Source organism: Methylobacterium sp. SyP6R, from assembly GCF_019216885.1.
Lineage (GTDB): Bacteria > Pseudomonadota > Alphaproteobacteria > Rhizobiales > Beijerinckiaceae > Methylobacterium.
This window is the reverse complement of record NZ_JAAQRC020000001.1, coordinates 5,428,521-5,450,305: the sequence shown is the minus strand read 5'-3', so window position 1 is coordinate 5,450,305 and position 21,785 is coordinate 5,428,521. Positions and strand designations below refer to the sequence as shown.

Genomic DNA, 21,785 nt, shown 5'->3' with positions numbered 1-21,785 from the left:
AGGAGGGTCACCCACCCATGGCGCTGCACAATTCCACCAGCACCCCATCCCCGTCCCGCACATAGGCGACGACCTGGCCCCAGGGCTTCGTCACCGGCTCCGCCACCGGCAGCGCTCCGGCCGCGACGGCCCGGGCGAAGGCGGCCGGGACATCCTCGGCGATCAGGCCGACCTCGAAGCCGGAAGGCGCCTCGGCGCGGCGGTTGAGGCGGAAGCCCGGGCAGGTCTCTGCGACGAACTTTTCCTCCGCGAAGGCCAGGGCCGTCGCACCGGTCTCCATCTCGGCATATTGCCCGCTCTCATGGACGAAGCGCGGCGCCAGCCCGAAGGCGCGCTCGTAGAACGCGACGCTTCCCGCCACGTCGGGGACGTACAGGATCACATAGCCGAGCCGCATCGCGAAACATCGTCCCTGCTGGAGCTTCCGCCGTCAGGTCCCATTGCCCGCCGGGAAGGTCCGGGTGAACACCCGCCCCTCGGTGTCCTTGGCCGCCACCGTCACCGGCTCGGCATTGCCCGTATAGGTGAAGCGGAAGGTCGGGTCCTCGCTGATCGAGATGCCGCCGCTCATCGAGAAGAGCGGCGTCTCGCCCTGGCGCACGCTCAAGGACTCGACGAACCAGGCCGGGGTGTAGAGCCGGGTCACCTGGTCCATCTGCAGGCCGGAATAGTTCGGGTGGCGGACCTGGACCTGGGCCTCGCCGCGATCCGCGAAGGCGCGGAAGCGCATCTCGCCGAGATGGGCCTTGGCCTCGGCCGGGTCCTTGACCGCCGGCGCCGAGCAGCCGCCCGCCGCCTTGACGTAGGCCTTGGTCATGTAGAGGCCGCCATCCTCGGTCTCGGCGATGGCGCGGACGTAGGAATAGGAATTCACCCGGATGCGGGTGGAGAGGTCGAAATGGCGCTGCCCTTGCGCGAACCGGATCGTGCCGACCACCGGCGAGGGGTTCTCGTCCACCACCAGGGTCAGGCTCTTCACCCGGCGGGCATCGCCCTCGGGGATCGCGATATGGAGCGTCACCGGCACGATGGCGGCGTCCTCGGCGCGCTTGGGCGCCTCCAGGCTCACCAGCCCGGCCCCGTCCTCGACCGGGTGCTCGCCCACGACGCTGGGGCGCAGCTCGCGCCAGGTGGTCTCGGGTCGGTCGTCCTGCGCCGCGGCCGGGCCGGCCAGAGCCGCCACCATCATCAAGGCCGGCAACACTCTCATGACGCTCTCCCGGATGCGGGCCTCTCGCCGCTTGCGACCAATGTAGAGGACGCCGCCGCCCGATGCCAGGATAAGTCCCTGAGCGAGCGCGGTTTCGGGCGTCCTCTCGCCGGATGGTGATCAGTTCGGGCACCGTTGCGCGCCGGCGCCCGCCGGCCTATCCCGGACTGGTCGCCCGTGAGGATTCTCGTCCCGTGTCTGCACTCGCCGCCCTGCTGCCGGATCTCGGCCGCCGCACCCTGGTGATGGGCATCCTGAACGTCACACCCGACTCGTTCTCGGATGGCGGCCGCTTCCAGGACCTCGATGCGGCGCGAGAGCAGGCGACCCGCCTGGTCGAGGAAGGCGCCGCCCTCCTCGACATCGGCGGCGAATCGACGAGGCCGGGCCATCAGCCCGTGCCGGCCGAGGAGGAGCAGGCCCGGGTGCTGCCGGCGATCCGGGCCCTTGCCCCCGCCCTCCCCGTCCCGATCTCGATCGACACCTACAAGGCCTCGACCGCCGAGGTCGCGTTGAAGGCGGGCGCCCGCATCGTCAACGACGTCTGGGGCCTGCAGCGGGAGCCGGAGATCGCCCGGGTCGCGGCCCATCACGGCGCGCCGGTGGTGGTGATGCACAACCGCGAGACCGTCGATCCGAGCCTCGACATCGTCGACGAGATGCGGGCCTTCTTCGAGCGCTCGCTCGATATCGCACGCCGGGCCGGCATCTCCGAGCGCGACATCGTGCTCGATCCCGGCATCGGCTTCGGCAAGAGCTGGGAACAGCATCTGGAGGCCTTGCGGCGCCTGCCGGAACTGAGGTCGCTCGGCTTGCCCATCCTCGTCGGCGTCTCGCGCAAATCGGTGCTCGGGCGCATCCACAACGCCGCCACCGCGCCGTCCGACCGCCTGTTCGGCTCGATCGCCGCCCACGTCGCCGCCGCGTCGCTCGGGGCCGACATCGTGCGGGTCCACGACGTGCGCCCGCATGTCGAGGCCTGCCAGGTGGTCGATGCGATCATGCGCCCCGCCTCCCGCGCCGGAGCCTGACCCTTTGGACCGCATCCTGATCCACCGCCTCGCGGTCTTCGCCCGTCACGGCGTGCTGCTGGAGGAGGAGGTGCTGGGCCAGCGCTTCTACCTCTCGCTGGAAGCTCGCCTCGATCTCGGCGAGGCCGGGCGCAGCGACGAGATCGGCGCCACGGTGAGCTATGCCGACCTCGCGGGCCTCGCCCACCGCATCGCCACCGAGCGCCGCTTCCGGCTGATCGAGGCCCTGGCGGAGACCATCGCCCAGGAGGCGCTCAAGGCCTTCCCGGCACTCCAGTCCCTGACGGTCCGGATCGACAAGCCGGGCGCGCCGGTGCCGCTGGTGCTCGACAACGTGGCCGTCGAGATCACGAGGATCCGGCGTGCCTGACGCGTTTCTCGGACTCGGCAGCAATCTCGGCGACAAGGCCGCGATGCTCGACGCGGCGATCGCGGCGCTCGCCGCCACGCCCGGCATCGCGGTGACGGCCCGCTCGCGCAACTACCGCACGCCGCCCTGGGGCGATACCGACCAGGACTGGTTCCTCAATGCCGCGATCGGGATCGCGACGACGCTGTCGCCCCACGCCCTGCTGGAGGCCTGCCTCTCCGCCGAGACCCGCATCGGCCGGGTGCGGGAGCGCCGCTGGGGCCCGCGGGTGATCGACATCGACGTGCTGCATTATGCCGGCGCCACGGTCAGCGACGAGCGGCTGGTGCTGCCCCACCGTTTCCTGCGCGAGCGCGCCTTCGTGCTGGTGCCCCTCGCCGAGATCGCCCCGGACCTGGCGATCGGCGGGGAGACGGTGAGGGAGGCGCTGGCGCGGCTCGACCGGAGCGGGATCGAGCCGGTGGACGGTTCCGCGCTGTCAGGAGAGCCTGCACCGCACGGCAGAGCCTGAATCGGGCGGAGGTCGAGCGCCTGGCTCACGCTTCCCGCGTCACGGCCTCGTCCCGACGCGCCGTCGCGGGCGGCAGCCTCGAAGGCGGGCTCCAGGGATCGCAGGGAAGTCTGGAGCCCACCTTCGGAATCGGCCGATCGTCGATCGGTTCATGCGAAATCCGGGTGTTTGCTTCGTGGTTGCTTCGGGCAATCCAGTCGAATCGCTTTCGCAATGCGGATTTCGGCTTCGCTCCTGCGCGCCCGGGCGCGATGCCCCCGACCAGGCCTCATCCCGTCCGGGTCGCTGCCGGCACCTTCGACGAGGACCTGACCCGAGGACATGCCCCATGCCGGCATCCAGGCGCCGCCGCAAGAGCCTCGATCGGGCGTCTATTTCCGGTTTGTGATCAGCCGATCGACGTTTTGATTGGCCTCCTTGTTCTCCTTGTGCTGCTGCTTGATCTGATTCTCGGTGTATTTCTGTGACATCTCATCCCGCCTGCCTTGCGGAATGGTGTTCTCGGCGGCGAAGACTGGCGTCACCGACAGCAGGCAGGCGGCGCACACGGCGGCGGAAATCAGCGGCTTGATCATGGCCTCTTCCTCTTGGTCAGAGACCGGTCAACACGCACGAAACGGCCGCGGTTTCATGACAAATTCTCCATCACGAGTACGGCTTGACCGAGCCGTTGCTTGCAAGGCAGACCGCCGCACGGCAAGGCTGCACGTCCTGCCGCCGGTTCGGGATGCCGGCACATCGATTCGGTCTCGGGTGAGCCCGAGATCGACGGGCCGTCGAGTCTCACAGGCGCCGCTCCATGAGGCCGCTTGAGCGGATCGTCCGCATGACCCGTGAACGGCCCCCACGGGGCATGAAGCCGGCGGGCTCGTAGAGGGCCCGGAGCAGACACCCATCTTGTCCCACGACACGCCCGCCGCTGTCGATCGCTCCCCTACTCCGCCGGTGCCGGCCGGTGGGCCGCCTCGTGCCCCGGCGGCTCGTCGACCGCGCCGACGAAGCGCCCGAACAGGCGGCCGGTCAGGCGCGACAGGTCGTCCATCAGGAGGAAGATCGCCGGGACGAAGACGAGGGAGAGCAGGGTCGAGACGATCAGGCCGGAGATCACCGCGATCGCCATCGGCGAGCGGAACTCGCCGCCGATGCCGAAGGCCATCGCGCTCGGCACCATGCCGGCCGCCATGGCGATGGTCGTCATCACGATCGGCCGGGCGCGCTTGGCACCGGCCTGGGTGATGGCGGTGACCCGGTCGACGCCGCGGGCCATCTCCTCGACGGCGAAATCCACCAGCATGATCGCGTTCTTGGTCACCACGCCCATCAGCATCAGGATGCCGATCACCACCGGCATCGAGATCGGCCGGTTGAAGATCAGGAGGCCGAGGATCGCCCCGCCGATCGAGAGCGGCAGCGAGAACAGGATGGTGAGGGGCTGGAAGAAGGAGGCGAAGAGCAGGATCAGCACGCCGAGCACCATCATCAGGCCGGCGCCCATCGCCATGGCGAAACCCTCGAACACCTCGCCCATCACCTCGGCGTCGCCGGTCTGGCGCAAGGAGATGCCGGGCGGCAGGTTGCGGGCGGTGGGGGTGTTCATCGCGAGCTTGATCTGCTCGCCGAGCGCGTCGGATCCCTGCATGTTCGCTTCCAGCGCCACGCGCACCGCCCGGTCGTAGCGGTCGATCGCGGTCGGCCCGCGGCCGAGGCTGATATCGGCCACCGCCGCGAGCGGCACGGAGGCGCCGTTCTTCGCCGGCACTTTCAGGCTCTCCAACGCCGAGAGGTCGCCGCGCAAGGCCATCGGCAATTGCACCCGGATCGGGATCTGCCGGTCGGTGGCGTTGAACTTGGCGAGGTTCTGGCCGATGTCGCCGATCGTGCCGACGCGGACCGTCTCCGCGATGGTGTCGGTCGAGACGCCGAGATCGGCGGCGACGCCGGGTTTGGGGCGGATGCGCACCTCGGTCCGGTCGAGGGGGGCGGTCGACATCACGTTGACGAGGTTCGGCAGGGCCGCGACCTCGCGCTGCATCCTCTCGGCGACGTCGGTCACCTGGGCGGTGTCGCCGCCGGCGACGATGAGGGTGAAGTCGCGCTGGCCGCCCTCGCGCAAGGACCAGTAGCGCACGTCCGGCTCGTCGCGCATCAGGTCCATGATCGCCGCTTCCACGTCGGCCTGCTTGCGCACGCGGGCGTTCTTCGGCGTCAGGTTGATGGTGAAGGTGGCAAGCCGCACCTCCTTCTTGCCCGGCAACTGGCGGCCGCCATCGACGAAGACCGAGCGGACCTCCGGCAGGGTACGGATGCGCTGGGCGATCCGGTCGGTGACGGCGATCGTGTCCTCCAGCCGCGCGCCCGGGGGCAGCTCGACCACCATCAGGGTGCGGGCGGCATCCTCCTTGGGCAGGAAGCCCGCCGGCAGGAGGCTCGTCGACATGATGGAAGCGGCAAACAGCGCGAGGCCGACGACCAGGGTCACGTATTTGTGCCGCACCGACCACAGCACGACGCGGTTGTAGACCCGCATCACCGGGCCCTCGCGCTCCTCGTGGTGGCCGTGGTCGCGCAGGAAATAGGCCGCCATCATCGGGGTGATGAGGCGGGCCACCAGCAGCGACATGAACACGGCCGCCGCGATAGTGAGGCCGAACTGCTTGAAGTACTGCCCGGCGATGCCGCCCATGAACGAGACGGGGGCGAAGATCGCGATCAGGGTGGCGGTGATGGCGATCACCGCCAGGCCGATCTCGTCGGCGCCCTCGATCGCCGCGCGGTAGGGCGACTTGCCGAGCCGCATGTGGCGGACGATGTTCTCGATCTCGACGATCGCGTCGTCGACGAGGATGCCGGTGACCAGCGTGATGGCGAGCAGGCTCACCGCATTGAGCGAGAAGCCCATCGCGCTCATCGCCCAGAAGGTCGGGAAGACCGAGAGCGGCAGGGCCACCGCGGCGATCAGCGTCGCGCGCCAGTCGCGCAGGAACAGGAACACCACCAGCACCGCCAGCCCCGCGCCCTCCATCAGGCTGTGCATGGCGGATTCGTAGTTGCCGATGGTGTTGGTGACCGACGAATCGATCCGGTCGAAGCGGACGCCCGGATACTCCTTGGCAAACTCCTCGATTTTCTTCGCCACCACCTCGCCGACCGAGGCGTCGCTGGCGCCGCTCGCCCGCGAGATCGCGAAGGCGACGACCGGCTCGCCGTTGAGGCGCGCGAAGGTGCGGGGCTCCTCGGCCCCGTCGGTCAAGGTCGCGAGGTCGTCGAGGCGGACCTTGCGCCCGCCCGGCAGCACGATCGAGGTCGCCGCCAGGGTGTCGAGGGTCGAGGAGGCGGCGAGCGTCCGGATCGACTGCTCCTGGCCGCCGACCTCGGCCCGGCCGCCGGCCATGTCGGCGGAGGTCAGGCGCAACTGCCGGTTCACGTCGGCCGCGGTGATGCCCAGCGCCAGCAGCCGGTCGGGCTTCAAGGTCACCCGGACCTCGCGGGCGACGCCGCCTAGGCGCTCGACGCCGCCGACGCCGCGCAGGCCCTGGATCTGGCGCGCCACCACGTCGTCGACGAACCAGGACAGGTCCTCGGGCGTCATCGCGGGCGCCGAGGCGCCGTAGACCATGATCGGCAGGCCGGCGATCTCGACGCGCGAGATGATCGGCTCGTCGATCGTCCGCGGCAGGTTCATCCGGATCTTGGCGATCGCGTCCTTGACGTCGTTGACGGCGCGGTCGGTGTTGACCTCCAGGCGGAACTCGACCGTCGTGGTCGAGGTGCCCTCGGTGATCGCCGAGATGATGTGCTTGACGCCCTTCACCCCCGCCACCGCGTCCTCGACCCATTTGGTGACCTGGGTCTGCAATTCGCTCGGCGCGGCGCCGGCCTGGGTCACCGTCACCGAGACGATCGGGATGTCGATGTTGGGGAAGCGGGTGATCGGCAGGCTGCGGAAGCTCACGAGGCCGAGCAGCCCGAGCACCAGGAAGAGCACGATCGAGGGGATCGGCTTGCGGATCGCCCAGGCGGAGACGTTCAGGCGCATCGCGCGGATCCGTTCAGGAATGAGAAGCGAGAGGTGTCAGGGACGCCGGCGAATCAGGATGGGGGCGTCAAGGACGCCCCGCCTCGGCGGTCGCGGGCATCGCGGGATAGATCGGCCGCACCCGGTCGCCGTCGCGCAGGAAGCTGCCGGCCCGGGCCACCACGGCCTCCCCGGCCTTGACCCCGTCGCGGACCTCGATGAAGCCGCCGGCCGAGAGGCCGGTGCGGATCGGGCGCAGCTCGACCCGCTCGCCGGAGACCACCAGCACGGTCGGGCCCGAAGCGCCGTAGACCACCGAGGCGAGCGGCACCGCGACGCCGGTGCGCCGCGCCGCCTCGACGGCGCCGCGGGCGAAGGCGCCGATGCGCAGGCGCGGATCGGCCTCGAGCTTGATGCGGACCTTGCCGAGGCGGGTCGCCCGGTCGACTTCCGGATAGACGACCCGGACGCGCCCTGAGACCGCGACCGGCCCGTCTGTGGTGTCGAGGTCGAGGCTTGCCGGGGCGCCGGCGCGCAGCCGCGCGAGCCCGGTCTCCGGCACCTCGCCCTCGAGCTCGATCTCGCCGCGGGCGATCAGGCGAAACAGCGGCTCGGCGGAGGCGCTCGCAGTGGCGCCGACCCGGGCGGTGCGGCGGCTGACGATGCCGCCTTCCGGCGCGCGGATCTCGGTGCGGGCGAGCTTCAGGTCGAGTTCGCTGCGTTGCGCCCGCGCCTGGGCGAGGTCGGCCTGCGCGATGGTCAGCCCGTTGCGGGCGGCCGACAGCCGGCCCTCGGCGCCCTTGGCGGCGGATTCCCGCTGCTCCAGCACCGCCGCGGTGCCGTTGCCGGTCTTCATCAGGCTCTGGGCGCGCTCGAGCGACAGGCTCGCCTCGACCTGCGCGGCCTCGGCCTGCACGATCGAGCTGCGCGCCTGCGCCACCGCGCCCTCGGCGCGGGCGATCGCGGCGGCATTCTGGGCGAGCTGGGTGTCGATCATCTCGCGGGAGAGGCGGGCCAGCACCGCCCCCTTGGCGACCCGGTCGCCCTCCTCCACCAGCAGCTCGGTGATGCGGCAGCCCTCGATCTCCGGCGAGACGAGGATCTCGTCGCGCGGCACAAGGTTGCCGGTGACGACGGCGTGCTCGACGACCTCGCGCTCGGCGGCCACCGCGACGGTGACGGCGGGCGCGGGCGCGGCGGTGACGACGGGGCCGGCGGCGGGCGCGGTCTCGGCGGCGATGGCGGGTGCAGCGGCGAGAGCGGCGAGAAGGGCGGCCGGAACGCCGGCGCGGCGACGGAGGCGGATCATCGGGCGGGTTCCGGAGTGGACGGCCCCGTCGGGACGGGGCCGGTCGGGTCGAAGCGGCCGTCGAGCGCCGCGCCGATCAGGGTCAGCATGGCGTCGATGACGGGGCCGGGGGCGAAATCGGGCGAGAGGGCACGGCGGACCATGATGCCGTCGGCCATCACCATGGCGAGGCGGGCGAGCGCCTCCGGGTCGGCGCCGGGGAGCGGCGGGTCGCGACGATCTTGTCGGTCGAGACGGTCTTGTCGGTCGAGACGGTCTTGTCGGTCGAGACGGTCTTGTCGGTCGAGACGGTCTTGCGCCCGGCGGTAGAGGCCGGAGAGGCGCGCCGAGATCTCGCGCTCGAAGTCCCGGCAGATCGCCGCCATGGCGGGGTTGCGGGTCGCCTCGGCCCACATCTCCAGGCAGAGCACCGCCTTCTCGGCCGGGGCCTCGGCGAGGTGGCGCCGCGCCAGGGAAGCGAAGGCCTGCATCAGGTCCGGGGCGGCCTCGATGCCCGAAAAATCCTCGGCCACCGCGGCGCGGTCGCGCTCGGCGAGGCCGGCGACGATCGCGTCCTTCGACGGGAAGTAGCGGTAGAGGTTGCCGGGGCTCATGCCGGCCTCCGCCGCCACGTCGTGCATCGTGGCGCGGTGGAAGCCGTGGCGGACGAAGCAGGCCTCCGCCGCATCGAGGATGCGGGAGCGGCGTCCCTCGGCCGAATCGAGGCGGGCAGGGCTGGCTTGAGGCGGCACGTGGGGAGGCCATGAGAATGAACGTTCATTCTCTACACCCGATTCGGGTGTTCCCGCAACGTTCGATGCCGTGCAACCTCCACCGAGCGGCGCGCGTTGACGGCCAGGATCTCAGTCTTCAGTGGGAGGACAGTGTTCATGGCCATCTTCCAGGTCAGGCAGACCGCGACCGGCGCCATTCTCTGGACCGGCGGCGCCGAGAACGAGCAGCAGGCCCTCGACGCGATGGCGCGCGAGGCGGGTTACGCCGATTTCGCGGCGATCCCGGAATCGTTGCGCGGGGCGGGCACGAAGGTGGACCGCCTGAACCTCGGCTGAGCCGGGCTTCACGCCCGATCGGTCGTCGACGGCGGGCCGGGGTTCGCGCCCCGGCTTTTTCGTGGCCCGTGACCTGCATGGTCTAGAATTTTGAGCGTTTTGTGGTTAAGAAATTCTTAGCGCGAGAGGCTCTTGGATCGGTCGATTCCGATCTCATAACCAACGGCCCAAGATGCTGACGCATCGCTTCGATCTCGGGCGAGCCCGAGATCGACGGGGCCATTGACCCATCTCGAATTTTCGACACCAAGCCCAGAAGTCCGGGATCTTGGGCTTGGCGGAAAATTCGAGAACGGAACCAAAGGTCGTTTTCAACGACAGTTGGTATCAGTTGTTCACCGGCTTCGCGGTCCCTAGCGGATGAAATTGTTTCGCGAGCCAAGGGTGGCAAATGCCACCCTGGGCTCGCGAATTTCTATTTGGATCGATCGACGCAACCGCTCGAACAGGCTCCCGGGATGAGCCGGGACCCTGTACCGCCCCGAATCGTCCGCGGTCCGGGGCGGCGGTCTTTCAGATCACGTCACGATCGCGCTGCAATCGCGAAGCTCTCTAAGTCCTTGTTTTGCCGCATTGTCTGCGACGAACCGGTTTCCACTTCGTCGGAAAATGCTCTAGTGGTTGTCGCGCGGCACCCCATGCGTCTGTGCGATGCGCTGGAAGGCCTCGGAGCCCTTGAGGATCATGCCCTCGGAGAGCTGGTCCACCATCGCGCGCTGGATCGCCTGCCAGGGGGTCTGGCTCGCCGGGTAGGGGTAGCCGCCCCGGGCGTTGAGGTCGTCGCGGCGCCGCTGGATCTCCTCCTCGGGGAGCAGGATGTCGGCGGTGCGCTTGTTGAGGTCGATCCGGACCCGGTCGCCGTTCTGGAGCAGCGCCAGACCGCCGCCGGCCGCCGCCTCCGGCGAGGCGTTGAGGATCGAGGGCGTGCCCGAGGTGCCGGACTGGCGCCCGTCGCCGATGCAGGGCAGCGACAGCACGCCCTTGCGGATCAGCTCGCCCGGGGGCTGCATGTTCACGACCTCGGCCGCGCCCGGATAGCCGATCGGCCCGGCGCCCCGCATGATCAGCACCGTGTGCTCGTCGATCTCGAGCGCCGGATCGTCGATGCGGTGGTGGTAATCCTCCGGCCCGTCGAACACCACGACACGCCCCTCGAAGGCGTAGGGATCGTCCGGGTTGGCGAGGTAGCGGTCGTAGAACTCCCGGCTGATCACGCTGGTCTTCATGATCGCGGAATCGAACAGCGAGCCCTTGAGGTTGAGGAACCCGGCGCGCTCCCGCATCGGCTCGCCATAGGGCTTGATGACGTCGCGATCCCAGGTCTGGGCGCCCGCGCAGTTCTCGGCAACGGTCTTGCCGTTGCAGGTGAGCGCGTCGGCATGGAGCTTGCCGGCCTCGATCAGCTCCGACATCACCGCCGGCAGGCCGCCGGCGCGATAATATTCCTCGCCGAGATATTGGCCGGCGGGCTGCATGTTGACGAGGAGCGGGATGTCGTAGCCGACGCGCTCCCAGTCGTCGCAGGAGAGCGGCACGCCGATCAGCTTGGCGATGGCGTTGATGTGGATCGGCGCGTTGGTCGAGCCGCCGATAGCGGTGTTGGCGACGATCGCGTTCTCGAACGCCTCGCGGGTCAGGATGTCGGAGGGCTTCAGGTCCTCCCACACCATGTCGACGATGCGCTGGCCGGTGGCGTAGGCGGCTTGTCCGCGCTCGCGGTAGGGCGCGGGGATCGCCGCCGAGCCCGGCAGCGCCATGCCGAGCGCTTCCGCCAGCGCGTTCATGGTCGAGGCGGTGCCCATCGTGTTGCAATGCCCGGTCGAGGGCGCCGAGGAGGCCACGATGTCGAGGAATTGCTGGTAGTCGATGTCGCCGGCGGCGTGGCGCTCGCGGGCCTTCCACACCACGGTGCCCGAGCCGGTGCGCTCGCCGCGGCTCCAGCCGTTCAGCATCGGGCCGACATTGAGCGAGATCGTCGGGATGTTCACGGTGGCGGCCGCCATCAGGCAGGCCGGCATGGTCTTGTCGCAGCCGGTGAGCAGCACGACGCCGTCGAGGGGATAGCCGTACAGCACCTCGACGAGGGACAAGTAGGCGAGGTTGCGGTCGAGGGACGCCGTCGGCCGCTTGCCGGTCTCCTGGATCGGGTGGCACGGGAACTCGAAGGCCACGCCGCCGGCCGCCGTGATGCCCTCGCGCACGCGCTTGGCCAGTTCGAGGTGGTGGCGGTTGCAGGGCGACAGGTCGGAGCCGGTCTGGGCGATGCCGATCAGCGGCTTGCCGCCGCGCAGCTCGCCGACGGTCAGGCCGAAATTGAGGTAGCGCTCGAGGTAGAGCGCGGTCATGCCCGGGTTGTCCGGGTTGTCGAACCAGAGGCGCGAACGCAGGCGGCTGGCGTCGATGCGGGGGCGCGGCGTCTGGGCCATGGCGGGGTCGTCCTTCCCGAATTCGTTCTTGTCGAGAACCGTTCCGGGGAACCTATGGACCCGGCCGGTGCAGGAAGGCAACACCGCCGCGCGCATGCCCGGGCCTCCGCCGCCTGCGACCCCGACGAGCCATAAGTTTATCGTCCGGGCGCTGTCGCAAGGCGGGCGAGCGGTGCTATGAGGCCGGCTGAACCATACAGCTCGATCGTTCGGGGGAGCCGCCCAATGAGCCAAGAGAAGACGACCAACCCGCTGGTGCCGATCGCCATCGTGGTGTCGATCCCGGTCCTCGTCTGCCTGATCATCATGCTGACCGACGAGGGCATCGAGCGCTCGCTGCTCTGGGCCGCGATCAAGACCGGCATCATCCTGATCGTGCTCGGCGGCGCGCTCTCGTTCGGCGTCAGCCGGCTCGCCGAGAAGAACTCGTCGCGCTGATCGAACCGTCCCGACGGCACCAGAAGGCCGCGGGACCGCTAAAGGCGGGGCACGCCCCGCCTCGACCGCATTCGAGGAAACGAGAGACCGCCATGCCCGTGATCGTCCCCGCCTTCTCGCGCATCGGGGAGGAGAACGCCTTCGCGGTCCTCGCCCGCGCGACCGCCCTCGCCCAGGCCGGCCGCGACGTGATCAATCTCGGCATCGGCCAGCCCGACATGCCGACCCCGCCCCACGTCGTCGAGGCGGCGGTGAAGGCCCTGCAGGACGGGCATCACGGCTACACCCCGGCGACCGGCATCCTGCCCTTGCGCGAGGCGGTGTCCCGCGACCTCGACCGGCGTCTCGGCGTCCAGGTCTCGCCCGACAGCGTGATGATCGTGCCGGGCGGCAAGGTCACCATGTTCATGGCGATCCTGATGTTCGGCGAGCCGGGGGCCGAGATCCTGTATCCGGATCCGGGTTTCCCGATCTACCGCTCGATGATCGAGTTCACCGGCGCCACGCCGGTGCCGGTGCCGATCCGCGAGGCGAACGGCTTCGCCTTCTCGGCCGAGGAGACGCTCGCGCTCATCACCCCGCGCACCCGCCTGCTGATCCTGAACTCTCCCGCCAACCCCACGGGGGGCGTGACCCCGAAGGCCGAGATCGACACGCTCGTCGCCGGCCTCGCCGCGCATCCCGACGTGACGATCATGTCGGACGAGATCTACGGCACGATGACCTATGACGGCGAGCGCCACCACACGCTGCTCGCCTATCCGGAGATCCGCGACCGACTGATCTACCTCGACGGCGCCTCCAAGACCTACGCGATGACCGGCTGGCGCCTCGGCTGGTCGGTCTGGCCGGCGCCGCTCTACGATGCCGCCCGCAAGCTCGCGGTGAACTCGTTCTCCTGCGTCAACGCCGCGACGCAATGGGCCGGCATCGCGGCGCTGGACGGGCCGCAGGATTGCGTCGCCGCCATGATGGCCGAGTTCGACCGCCGCCGCCTCCTGGTGGTCGAGGGGCTGAACCGCCTGCCGGGCGTGTCCTGCATCACCCCGAAGGGCGCGTTCTACGCGTTCCCGAACATCTCCGAGACCGGGTGGAAGGCCAAGGCGCTGGCATCCGCGCTGCTGGAAGAAGCCGGCGTCGCGACGATCGGCGGGCCGGATTTCGGCGTGCATGGCGAGGGGTATCTGCGCCTGTCCTACGCCAATTCTGCGGAGAATATTGCGCGGGCGCTGGAGCGGATCGGGGCGTTCCTGGAGGGGAATCGGCGCTGAGGCGCCGGCTCGGCGTTTGTCAGAGCGTCGTGGCCCGATCCTCTCCGTCCGAGCATAGAGTTGGACTGTGACGGATCGCGAGACGAGGCTGAAAACGATCGATGCCGCTCTTGTTCGCGGCATCGCCGATGCCGAGGCGGGACGACTCATGCCTGTCGCAGAAGCCTTCGCCCGCATGTGCGCGCAGCTGGCCTGTGATGAGGATGTCCGTTCTGCCACGTGCAGCACGGCCATATCCAGCACGTCAGACCGAGCCTGAGCGTCTGTCTGAGTGGATTGCTCTGCCGAAAACTGAGAGGGAGCACGAAATATCCCACCCTCCCACCTCATCCTGAGGTGTTAGTCGATCGCAGATCGACTGACCTCGAAGGAGGGCTCCAGCGATCGCAGCGACTTATGGAGTCTCCTTCGAGGTCAGTCCATCTCCGATGGCCTGACACCTCAGGATAAGGTTGTGTGTGGGATTAAGTCGTTGGATCGATCAACAGATCCCGAGAGCAGAACGAAAAATATCTTCACCGTATCGATCATTTTCCAACATGTCATTTCGAAGCCGGGCAGCGGAGTCTGGAATTCAGATAGTCAGGCTGAGAACGGCAACCCGGAACACGCCTCGGCTTCGTCTGCAAGACCTGCGGTTCTGGATCCCGGGCTCCGCTGCGCGGCCCCGGGATGACGCGGAGGGTGTCAATAATTGCTGCGGGAACTCAATACACGGTACCGGGAACAGCCGTGTCACCTCTACCGGCTTCAGCCGCATCACATCACGCCATACACATCATAAACCGGCCCCTGCGGCAATCGCTGCCCCACCCCCACGGCGACCACCCGGTTGAGCCAGGCCAGATCCTCCGCCCCGGTCTCGAAGCGCAACGCCGTGCGGAAGTAATACGCCTCCGGTGTCACCGCCTCGCCGCGGCCGAGGCGGGCCAGCACCTCCGGCGGGCCGGCGCGCAGGCCGGAATACTGGCAATAGACGAGGCCGCCGCCCGAAGCCCGAAACGTGAGCCGCACGTCGAGATGCGTCGTGCCGTCAGGCTCGACCCGCAGCCAGTCGCCGGCAGGAGCAGGCAGCACCTCGGCGTCGAGGCGCGGGCCTGAGACGGTGCCGCCGGTCACCGGCACGACCCGCAGGTCGGTGCCGCGGGAGGGGCCGATCGCTTGCGGCGCGCCGACCGTCAGGGCGATGCGGAACAGGAACTCGGTGCGAAGCGGCAGCGGCGTATCCAAAACCCTCTCCTCCGATCACTCTTATCGCGCGATATCTTCCACCGCCCGGCGCGCCGCGTCGAGGTCCGGCGGGTCGATGCGGCGGTAGCGGGCCTGGACGAGGCCGAACACCCCGAAGGCGGCGAGGCCGGCGGCGGTGAGGCCGAGCAGCACCCAGCCATAGGGCTCGCCCCGCAGGGTTTGCAGCGCGCCGCCGAGGCCCTTGACCTCGCTCGACCGGCTCGCGAGCGCCGCCGCGATCAGGAAGCCGCCGATCAGCCCGAAGGTGAGCGCCCGCGCGGCATAGCCGAAGCGGCCGAGATGGCGCACCCAGTCGCGGGCATCGTGAGGGACGGAGAGGCGCTTGCACACGTCGCCCTTCCAGGCCTTCCACGCGAAGGCGAGGCCGGCGCCGATGACGATCAGCCCGACCGCGCCGACGAGCCATTGGCCGAAGGGCTGCTGCAGGAGCCAGGCGGTCCAGTCCCGCGCGCCCTGGTCCTCGGCTTGGCGGGCGGTGCCGCGCCCCAGCGCCGCCAGCATCATCGAGGCGCCGAGGCCGCCATAGGTGACGCCGCTGACGAGGTGGCCGGCCCGGGTCGCCAGCCCCTTGGCCGAGCGGCCGTAGCCGTCGGCATCGGTGAGCGCCTCGACCACCCGCCAGAGTGCGAAGGCGGCGAGGCCGAAGGCGACGATCCCGAGCAGGATCCAGCCGAAGGGCCGCTCCAGCAGGATCAGGAGTGCGCTGCGGCTGCCCCCGGTCTGCCCGCCGACGCCGATCGTCGCCAGCAGGGCGAGGCCGCCGACGAGGCAGTAGGTGACCCCGCGGGCGCCGTAGCCGAGGCGGGCGAGCAGTTCGAGGGCTTGCCGGCCTGCGGCGTGCATGGAAGCCTCGCCCCGGTCAGGCCGCGAGGCCGGATTCGACCCGCGCGACCGCACCCTCGTCGAGGTCGAGGGCCTCCGCCAGCATCCGCAGGAAGGTGCGCTCCTGCATCGTATCGGGGTCGATGGCGAGGCGGGCCGCGGCGTAGACCCGGGCGCCCGATTCGGGATCCTGGACCCGGTCGGCGATCTCGTCGATCGTCGCCGGGTCCTCCAGCTCGCGGGCGAGCCATTGCCGGCCGGCGAGGTCGAGGCCGGATTCGGCAACCGCCGCGTCGAGCCGCTCGCGCTCGCGGGCATCGATCACCCCGTCGGCGGCCGAGGCCGCCACCATGATGCGCAGGCAGAGCGTCGCCTCGTCGTCGCTGAGCGCGCCGGCCTCGAAGGGGGTCGCGGGGGACTTCGACGACGGTTGCGCGGCCGGCGCCTCCGCTTGCGTCGCCCGCAGGGCAAGCCCGGCGATGAGCGCCAGCCCACCGAGGGCGGCGGAGGCCGCGAGCCCGCCGCGGCGACTGCGCACCAGGGCATCCAGCACCCGTTTCACCTCGGCCATCACGCCCTCCCGTACCCGTCACAGTTCATCTCTTTGCCGACAACGGTCTCGTGCGGCTCCGGTTCGCGGATGAACGGCGGATCGCCGCGCCGGTTGCGCGGCCACGCTCGCAGCGCCATCTTGCGGTCATGCTTCTCGCCCTGGCCTGGCTGGCGCGCACCCTGGTGCTCGCCCTCGTCATCCTGTTCCTGCTGCCGCTCGCCGCCCACGCCCTGTGGTGGTGGAGCCGCGACGACGTCGCTCCCGACTGGTCCACCGCCGACTGGTCGAGCGCCCGGCTCCTGCCCGCCGCAACGGCCGCTCCGGAGGCGAAGGTGCGGATCTACGCCGCCCGGGTCGGGCGCTGGCGGGGCATCTTCGCCCACCACACCTGGATCGTGGTCAAGGAGGCGGGCGCCCCGCGCTACACCCGCTACGATGTGGTCGGCTGGGGCCTGCCGGTGCGGACCGACGCCTACGCGGCCGATGCGCGCTGGTTCGGCAACCCGCCGCAGGTGGTGCTGGCCCTCGACGGCGAGGCGGCGGAGCGCGCCGTGCCGCGGATCCGCGCCGCGGTCGCGACCTATCCGCACCGGGCCGCCGGCAGCTACAGCGCCTGGCCGGGGCCGAACTCCAACACCTTCGTGACCCATGTGCTGCGGGCGGTGCCGGAGCTCGCCGTGGCGCTGCCGCCGACGGCCCTCGGCAAGGATTTTTCGGAGGACGTGGTCGCCTGGACCCCGAGCCGCACCGGATTGCAGCTCTCGGGCAGGGGCTATCTCGGGCTCACCCTCGGCTGGGTCGAGGGGATCGAGGTGAACGTCCTCGGGGCGGTGGCGGGGCTCGACCTGCGCCGCCCGGCCCTGAAGCTGCCGGGCTGGGGCCGCATCGGCATGGACCCGGCCGGTGCCACCGAGACGCTGATCGCCCCGACGGCACGGAACTGACACACGCCGTCGATCCCTGGCAGCGCCACGGGACGGGCGCCTCGCCGCCGACGGGTCGTGTCATGTCGCCCGCTCGCATCGCCGAAGGGGATCCGCACATCATCTGCACGCAGGTCGTGAACCAAACCATGGTGCAGCGCGTTGAGCCTGACCGCGGGGTTTGCACTGCACATGTCCAGCTCACGATTCGTCAAGGCCGATGCGGCCCCCTCCGCGCTCAACGGGACCTTCGCTCCTGTCCTCATCGGCGTCTCGCGCGGGCTGCACGACCTGTTCCCGCCGGTCGAGCTGGCACGGCCCGCGCGCAACACACGGGAGGAGACCGAGCGGGACGCCGTCGCCCCGGTGCTGCGGCAGCGTCAGACCCAGGCGCCGCGGCTGGCCTGATTCTCACCGCCGGATCGTGCTCTCCCGCAGGACGAGCCGGAACCCGAGATCGATCACCGCCGGAGCCGTAGCCCCCCCGTCGAGGAGCCCGAGCAGCAACCCACCGGTCCGCAAGCCGATCTCGGCGGCATCGACCGCGATGGTGGAGAGGCGCGGCACGCATTGGCGGCCGATCTCGAAATCGCCGAAGCCGAGGACCTGCACGTCCTCCGGCACCCGGATGCCGCGGCGCCGGCATTCCATCACGGCGCCGAAGGCCGAGATGTCGGAGACGAGGAACAAAGCCTCGGCGCCGCCGCGGCGCAGGAGCTCGGCCATCGCCTCGGCGCCGTGGGCGAAGGCGCCCGCCGCCCGTCCGTGATGCAGGATCAGATCGTCCGGGAGACCGGCCTCGGCGAGGCCGTCGCGCAGGCCCCTCAGGCGCTCCTCGCCGCGGAAGTCGCGGACCTCGCCGGTCCGATCCGGCCCGAGCCCGGCGATGCGGGTGGCACCGAGGTCCATCAGCGTCTTCGCCGCGAGCCGGCCGACCTCGTAGTTCGAGAAACCCACCGCCCGGTCGAGCGGCGCCTCGGGGCGGTCCCAGATCTCCACCACCGGCACCCCGGCGCGGGCCAGAAGGTCGCGGGTCGTGGGCGAATGCTGCATGCCCGACACCACGATCGCGTCCGGGCGGCGCGATAGCATCGCGCGTAAGACCACTTCCTCCTCGTCCAGCGAGTAGCCGGTGACGCCGATCAGGGGCTGGTAGCCGCGCGGGCGCATCGCCTGGGTGAGGCCGGCGGCGGTGTCGGCGAAGTTCGGGTTGGTCAGGCTGGGGACGATCAGGGCGACGAAGCCGGTGCGCCGCGACGACAATCCCCCCGCCCCGCGATCCGGCACGTAGCCGAGCCGCTCCACCGCCGCCAGCACCCGCGCCCGCGTCTCTTCCGAGACGAGGGCGGCCTGGCTGAGGGTGCGCGAGACCGTCATCGGCGAGACGCCGGCGAGGCGCGACACGTCGCGCATCGTCGGTGCCCGGCGCAAGGGCGCCCGGCGCAACGGTGCCTGGTCCTCGGCCATGGTCGTGCCCGCGCAGAGTCGGCCTAGAAGGCGAGGTGGACCTTGATCGCCTTGGTACGGTCGGCGGCGAGGGCAAAGGCCTCGTCGGCCCGCGACATCGGTATCTCGGCCGAGAGGATCGGCGCGACGTCGATCCGGCCGGCGGCCAGCAGCGCGATGGCGGTACGGTACTCCTCGTGGAAGCGGAAGGCGCCGACGAAGTCGATCTCGCGGGCCATCAGGAGGTTGGCCGGCACCGGGACGTCGCCCGGCGGCATCATGCCGAGCTGCACCACCCGGCCGCCGGGCCGCACCACCCGGAACAGCGAGGCCAGGGCCGCGGGCGCGCCGGTCGCCTCCAGCGCGACATCGAACGTGCCCTTGTCGGCCTCGTAAGATCCCAGCCGCTCGGGCTCGGCGGCGACGTTGATGGTCTCCGCGGCGCCGATCTCCCGGGCGATGGCGAGGGGCACGTCCGACAGGTCGGTGCAGACGATCCGGCGGGCGCCGGCGAGCTTCGCCGCCATCAGGCACAGGAGGCCGATCGGCCCGGCCCCGGCGATGAGGACGTGGCGGCCGAGCAGTTCGCCCGCGCGCCGGATTCCGTGCAGCGCCACCGCCAGCGGCTCGCCGCAGGCCGCGACCCGCATCGGCATCGCATCGGGGATCGGCACGCACTGGTCGGCACGCGCCAGGAACTGTTCGCTGAAGCCGCCCTGGACGTGCGGGAAGATCGCCGCCGAGCCGAAGAAACGCATGTTGCGGCACAGGTTCGAGCGGCCGGCACGGCAATAATCGCAGGAGAGGCAGGGCCGGCTCGGATCGACCGCGACCCGGTCGCCGGGCCTGACGCTTGCGACCGCCGCGCCGACCCGCGTCACCGTGCCGGCGACCTCGTGGCCGAGCACCATCGGCTCGCGTAAGGAAAAGTCCCCGACCCGGCCCTTGCCGTAATAGGACAGGTCCGAGCCGCAGATGCCGCCGGCGCCGAGCGCCACCACGACCTCGTCGGCTTCCGGCTCGCGCAGCGAGATCGGCTCGATCCGCAGGTCCTTGGCGGCGTGGATGCGCGCGGCGAGCGTCATGGCACCAATCTCCTCCCGGCGGGCTCTCTGGCTGCCGATTCTCCGGCGCCGCGATGCCGCTTGCGTTGGTATCGGTACCATGCTTCCCTTCGGGCATAAGCGCAACCGCGGGATCGGCCCCGAACGGCCGCCGGATGCGGGGCGCATCTGGGAGGGATTTGCCGGTGTCGACCGCCTTGTTCGATCTGTCGGGCCGCCGCGCCCTGGTGACCGGCTCCAGCCAGGGCATCGGCCTGTCGCTGGCGCTCGGCCTCGGCCGCGCGGGGGCGGCGATCGTGCTGAACGGGCGCGATGCGGCCAAGCTCGACGGCGCCGTGGCGGAGCTGCGCAACGAGGGCATCACGGCGCAAGCCGCGGCCTTCGACGTATCCGACGCAGTTGCGGTGAAGGTGGGCGTCGACCGGATCGAGGCCGAGATCGGCGCCCTCGATATTCTCGTCAACAATGCCGGCATCCAGCGCCGCGCGCCGCTCGAAGACTATCCCGTCGAGACCTGGCATGAACTGATGCGGGTCAATCTCGACAGCGTGTTCTATGTCGGTCAGGCGGTGGCCCGGCACATGATCACGCGCAAGCGCGGCAAGATCATCAACATCGCCAGCCTCCAGAGCGAGGCGGCGCGCTACTCGATCGCCCCCTACACCGCCTCGAAGGGCGCGGTGAAGAACCTGACCAAGGGCATGTGCACCGACTGGGCCCGCCACGGCCTTCAGGTGAACGGCATCGGCCCGGGTTATTTCGCGACGCCCCTGAACCAGGCTCTGATCGAGAATCCGGAATTCGATGCCTGGCTGAAGAACCGGACCCCGGCCGGGCGCTGGGGCCGGGTGGAGGAGTTGCAGGGCGCGGCGATCTTCCTGGCGTCGGCGGCGTCGGACTTCGTCAACGGACAGATTCTCTACGTGGATGGGGGCGTGCTGGCGACGTTGTGAGGTTGTTCCTTCCGACCGGGCGCTGCCGATAAGCCCTTACGCTGGCGCAGGAATCCCCTCTCCCCGCGAGCGGGGAGAGGGCTGCTGACCCCTTGTCGGGTCGGCAGCAAGCGGAGGCGCAGCCGAAGCGAGGGTGAGGGGGTCTCGACGAGTGAGGCTTCTCCGGAACCACCCCCTCACCCTCGCCCTGCGGGCTCGCTGCGAACCCAACAAGGGGTTCGCAGCCCTCTCCCCGCCCGCGGGGAGAGGAAAAGCTCGCGCCACACCTTTCCCCGGACAGCCCGCCTCAGCGATGCTGCCCGACCTCGTCGAGCCGAGCCGGTCGCGACGACTCAGAACACCCGCTTCTCCCGGATCTGCCCATCGAAGCCGACATGGAGCATCCGCTCCTTGCCGTCCTGCCCCTTCGCCGCCACGTCGAGGTGGCGCGGGCCGCGGCCGGCGACGCGCACGTCCGAGTAGCCGGCATCCGTGACCGCCTTGGTGAGGGCCGGGACGTCCACGTTCGGCCCGAGCCCGACCTTGTCCTTGGCCCAGTCGAGGCCGCCGGGGGGCGGGCCGACCGGCCGGAGGGCTTCGGTCTTGCCGTCGGCCCGGGTGAGCGCGCTGGCGTGGAGGAAGCCGTTCTCGAACCGGCCCTGCACCGTCACGCTCTCGCCCTTGGCCACCAGGGTGCCGCCCTCCCCGGACCGGCCGGTCTCGACCAGCGCCCGGCCGGTGCCGTCCTGAAGGATGAACTTGTTCCCGAAAATCTCGGCAACCTCGCCCTTGGCGGCGATGGCGCCGGAGGGCTGGAGCGCGCTCACCGCGACCGGGGCGACGGGGGTGAGCGGCGTCTGGGCGGGCTGGGCGAGGGAGAGCCCGACGGCGCCGAGGGCCAGCGGCACCGCGACGGCGCCGACGAGGAGGCCGCGGCGGGGCTTGGCGCGCGGGGTGACGGCGTCGGTCTTCGAGGTTTCGACCGTGCTGGTCTCGATCTCGGTGGCCTTGCCCTCGATGGTGGTGCGGTCGGTCATGTCTGTCGTTCCTGTGTGATGAGGCCCTGTCCGGGTTGGCGCTCTTCTACGTCAGGCCCCGGGAACCGGGCCTGAACCCGGCCGTTCAGGTTCGGTTAAACCGCCGGGACTACGGCGGAATCCGCTT

The 21,785-nt window shown here is 70.3% G+C and carries 22 protein-coding genes; 9 read left to right on the top strand and 13 right to left on the bottom strand.

Going from position 1 to position 21,785, the window contains the following annotated elements; genetic code table 11:
• Window positions 1-7: 7 nt before the first annotated feature.
• Window positions 8-397 (bottom strand): VOC family protein, encoded by a 390-nt coding sequence (locus HBB12_RS25005; protein ID WP_236991851.1) that lies wholly within the window; start codon window positions 395-397, stop codon window positions 8-10.
• A gap of 33 nt (window positions 398-430) precedes the next feature.
• Complete coding sequence (locus tag HBB12_RS25000; RefSeq protein ID WP_236991850.1) at window positions 431-1,210, bottom strand: quinoprotein dehydrogenase-associated SoxYZ-like carrier; 780 nt, start codon at window positions 1,208-1,210, stop codon at window positions 431-433.
• A 245-nt stretch (window positions 1,211-1,455) separates the two neighbouring features.
• On the opposite strand from HBB12_RS25000, the gene folP reads away from it, so the two are divergent.
• From folP to folK, 3 genes are read left to right on the top strand one after another with little or no spacing between them, the layout of a single operon-like run.
• A complete protein-coding gene (folP, locus tag HBB12_RS24995) occupies window positions 1,456-2,241 on the top strand; it encodes a dihydropteroate synthase (RefSeq protein WP_236992886.1) in 786 nt (261 codons plus the stop codon).
• Between the two features lie 4 nt (window positions 2,242-2,245).
• The gene (gene folB / locus HBB12_RS24990) at window positions 2,246-2,611 is read left to right on the top strand and encodes a dihydroneopterin aldolase (protein ID WP_236991849.1); all 366 of its coding nucleotides are present in this window, start codon (window positions 2,246-2,248) and stop codon (window positions 2,609-2,611) included.
• Complete coding sequence (gene folK, locus HBB12_RS24985) at window positions 2,604-3,122, top strand: 2-amino-4-hydroxy-6-hydroxymethyldihydropteridine diphosphokinase (protein WP_236991848.1); 519 nt, start codon at window positions 2,604-2,606, stop codon at window positions 3,120-3,122. Before folB ends, folK begins: the two co-directional genes overlap by 8 nt.
• 371 nt (window positions 3,123-3,493) lie before the next feature.
• Here folK and HBB12_RS24980 read toward each other — a convergent pair whose 3' ends face one another.
• From HBB12_RS24980 to HBB12_RS24965, 4 genes are all read right to left on the bottom strand, one after another.
• A complete protein-coding gene (locus HBB12_RS24980) occupies window positions 3,494-3,697 on the bottom strand; it encodes a hypothetical protein (RefSeq protein WP_236991847.1) in 204 nt (67 codons plus the stop codon).
• Window positions 3,698-4,056: 359 nt separating this feature from the next.
• Complete coding sequence (locus HBB12_RS24975; RefSeq protein ID WP_236991846.1) at window positions 4,057-7,158, bottom strand: efflux RND transporter permease subunit; 3,102 nt, start codon at window positions 7,156-7,158, stop codon at window positions 4,057-4,059.
• A 67-nt stretch (window positions 7,159-7,225) separates the two neighbouring features.
• A complete protein-coding gene (locus tag HBB12_RS24970; protein ID WP_236991845.1) occupies window positions 7,226-8,446 on the bottom strand; it encodes an efflux RND transporter periplasmic adaptor subunit in 1,221 nt (406 codons plus the stop codon).
• Complete coding sequence (locus HBB12_RS24965) at window positions 8,443-9,177, bottom strand: TetR/AcrR family transcriptional regulator (RefSeq protein ID WP_236991844.1); 735 nt, start codon at window positions 9,175-9,177, stop codon at window positions 8,443-8,445. The genes HBB12_RS24970 and HBB12_RS24965 overlap by 4 nt, the downstream gene beginning before the upstream one ends.
• Window positions 9,178-9,315: 138 nt before the next feature.
• Here HBB12_RS24965 and HBB12_RS24960 point away from each other — a divergent pair, with 138 nt between their 5' ends.
• Entirely contained in the window at window positions 9,316-9,495 is a 180-nt protein-coding gene (locus HBB12_RS24960) for a hypothetical protein (protein WP_236991843.1), read from the top strand.
• A 614-nt stretch (window positions 9,496-10,109) separates the two neighbouring features.
• On the opposite strand, the gene HBB12_RS24955 is transcribed toward HBB12_RS24960, so the two are convergent.
• A complete protein-coding gene (locus tag HBB12_RS24955) occupies window positions 10,110-11,921 on the bottom strand; it encodes an IlvD/Edd family dehydratase (RefSeq protein WP_236992885.1) in 1,812 nt (603 codons plus the stop codon).
• Between the two features lie 225 nt (window positions 11,922-12,146).
• Here HBB12_RS24955 and HBB12_RS24950 point away from each other — a divergent pair, with 225 nt between their 5' ends.
• Window positions 12,147-12,359, top strand: a complete 213-nt coding sequence (locus tag HBB12_RS24950; protein ID WP_236991842.1) for a hypothetical protein — start codon at window positions 12,147-12,149, stop codon at window positions 12,357-12,359.
• Window positions 12,360-12,451: 92 nt separating this feature from the next.
• Window positions 12,452-13,630, top strand: coding sequence for a pyridoxal phosphate-dependent aminotransferase (locus tag HBB12_RS24945; protein ID WP_236991841.1), 1,179 nt, complete (start codon window positions 12,452-12,454; stop codon window positions 13,628-13,630).
• Window positions 13,631-14,389: 759 nt separating this feature from the next.
• Here HBB12_RS24945 and HBB12_RS24940 read toward each other — a convergent pair.
• Genes HBB12_RS24940 through HBB12_RS24930 form a run of 3 tightly spaced genes read right to left on the bottom strand, consistent with a single transcriptional unit; the run spans window position 14,390 to window position 16,274 of the window.
• Window positions 14,390-14,860: a DUF3237 domain-containing protein gene (locus HBB12_RS24940; RefSeq protein ID WP_236991840.1), complete on the bottom strand. Its 471-nt coding sequence runs from the start codon at window positions 14,858-14,860 to the stop codon at window positions 14,390-14,392.
• 21 nt (window positions 14,861-14,881) lie between these two features.
• On the bottom strand, window positions 14,882-15,724 hold the full coding sequence (locus HBB12_RS24935; RefSeq protein WP_236991839.1) for a DUF1206 domain-containing protein: 843 nt from the start codon (window positions 15,722-15,724) through the stop codon (window positions 14,882-14,884).
• A 16-nt stretch (window positions 15,725-15,740) separates the two neighbouring features.
• A complete protein-coding gene (locus HBB12_RS24930; RefSeq protein WP_236991838.1) occupies window positions 15,741-16,274 on the bottom strand; it encodes a tellurite resistance TerB family protein in 534 nt (177 codons plus the stop codon).
• 128 nt (window positions 16,275-16,402) lie between these two features.
• On the opposite strand from HBB12_RS24930, the gene HBB12_RS24925 reads away from it, so the two are divergent.
• Both HBB12_RS24925 and HBB12_RS24920 read left to right on the top strand, forming a co-directional pair.
• Window positions 16,403-17,200: a DUF3750 domain-containing protein gene (locus HBB12_RS24925; protein WP_236991837.1), complete on the top strand. Its 798-nt coding sequence runs from the start codon at window positions 16,403-16,405 to the stop codon at window positions 17,198-17,200.
• A 171-nt stretch (window positions 17,201-17,371) separates the two neighbouring features.
• On the top strand, window positions 17,372-17,587 hold the full coding sequence (locus HBB12_RS24920) for a hypothetical protein (protein ID WP_236991836.1): 216 nt from the start codon (window positions 17,372-17,374) through the stop codon (window positions 17,585-17,587).
• A 3-nt stretch (window positions 17,588-17,590) separates the two neighbouring features.
• Here the strand turns inward: HBB12_RS24920 and HBB12_RS24915 are convergent, their stop codons facing one another.
• Together HBB12_RS24915 and HBB12_RS24910 are read right to left on the bottom strand one after the other, a co-directional pair.
• Window positions 17,591-18,592, bottom strand: a complete 1,002-nt coding sequence (locus HBB12_RS24915) for a LacI family DNA-binding transcriptional regulator (RefSeq protein WP_236992884.1) — start codon at window positions 18,590-18,592, stop codon at window positions 17,591-17,593.
• A 77-nt stretch (window positions 18,593-18,669) separates the two neighbouring features.
• Complete coding sequence (locus HBB12_RS24910; RefSeq protein ID WP_236991835.1) at window positions 18,670-19,710, bottom strand: L-idonate 5-dehydrogenase; 1,041 nt, start codon at window positions 19,708-19,710, stop codon at window positions 18,670-18,672.
• A 164-nt stretch (window positions 19,711-19,874) separates the two neighbouring features.
• On the opposite strand from HBB12_RS24910, the gene HBB12_RS24905 reads away from it, so the two are divergent.
• Window positions 19,875-20,642, top strand: coding sequence for an SDR family oxidoreductase (locus HBB12_RS24905; RefSeq protein ID WP_236991834.1), 768 nt, complete (start codon window positions 19,875-19,877; stop codon window positions 20,640-20,642).
• A gap of 332 nt (window positions 20,643-20,974) precedes the next feature.
• Here HBB12_RS24905 and HBB12_RS24900 read toward each other — a convergent pair whose 3' ends face one another.
• Window positions 20,975-21,658: a DNA-binding protein gene (locus HBB12_RS24900; RefSeq protein WP_236991833.1), complete on the bottom strand. Its 684-nt coding sequence runs from the start codon at window positions 21,656-21,658 to the stop codon at window positions 20,975-20,977.
• Between the last annotated feature and the right edge of the window lie 127 nt (window positions 21,659-21,785).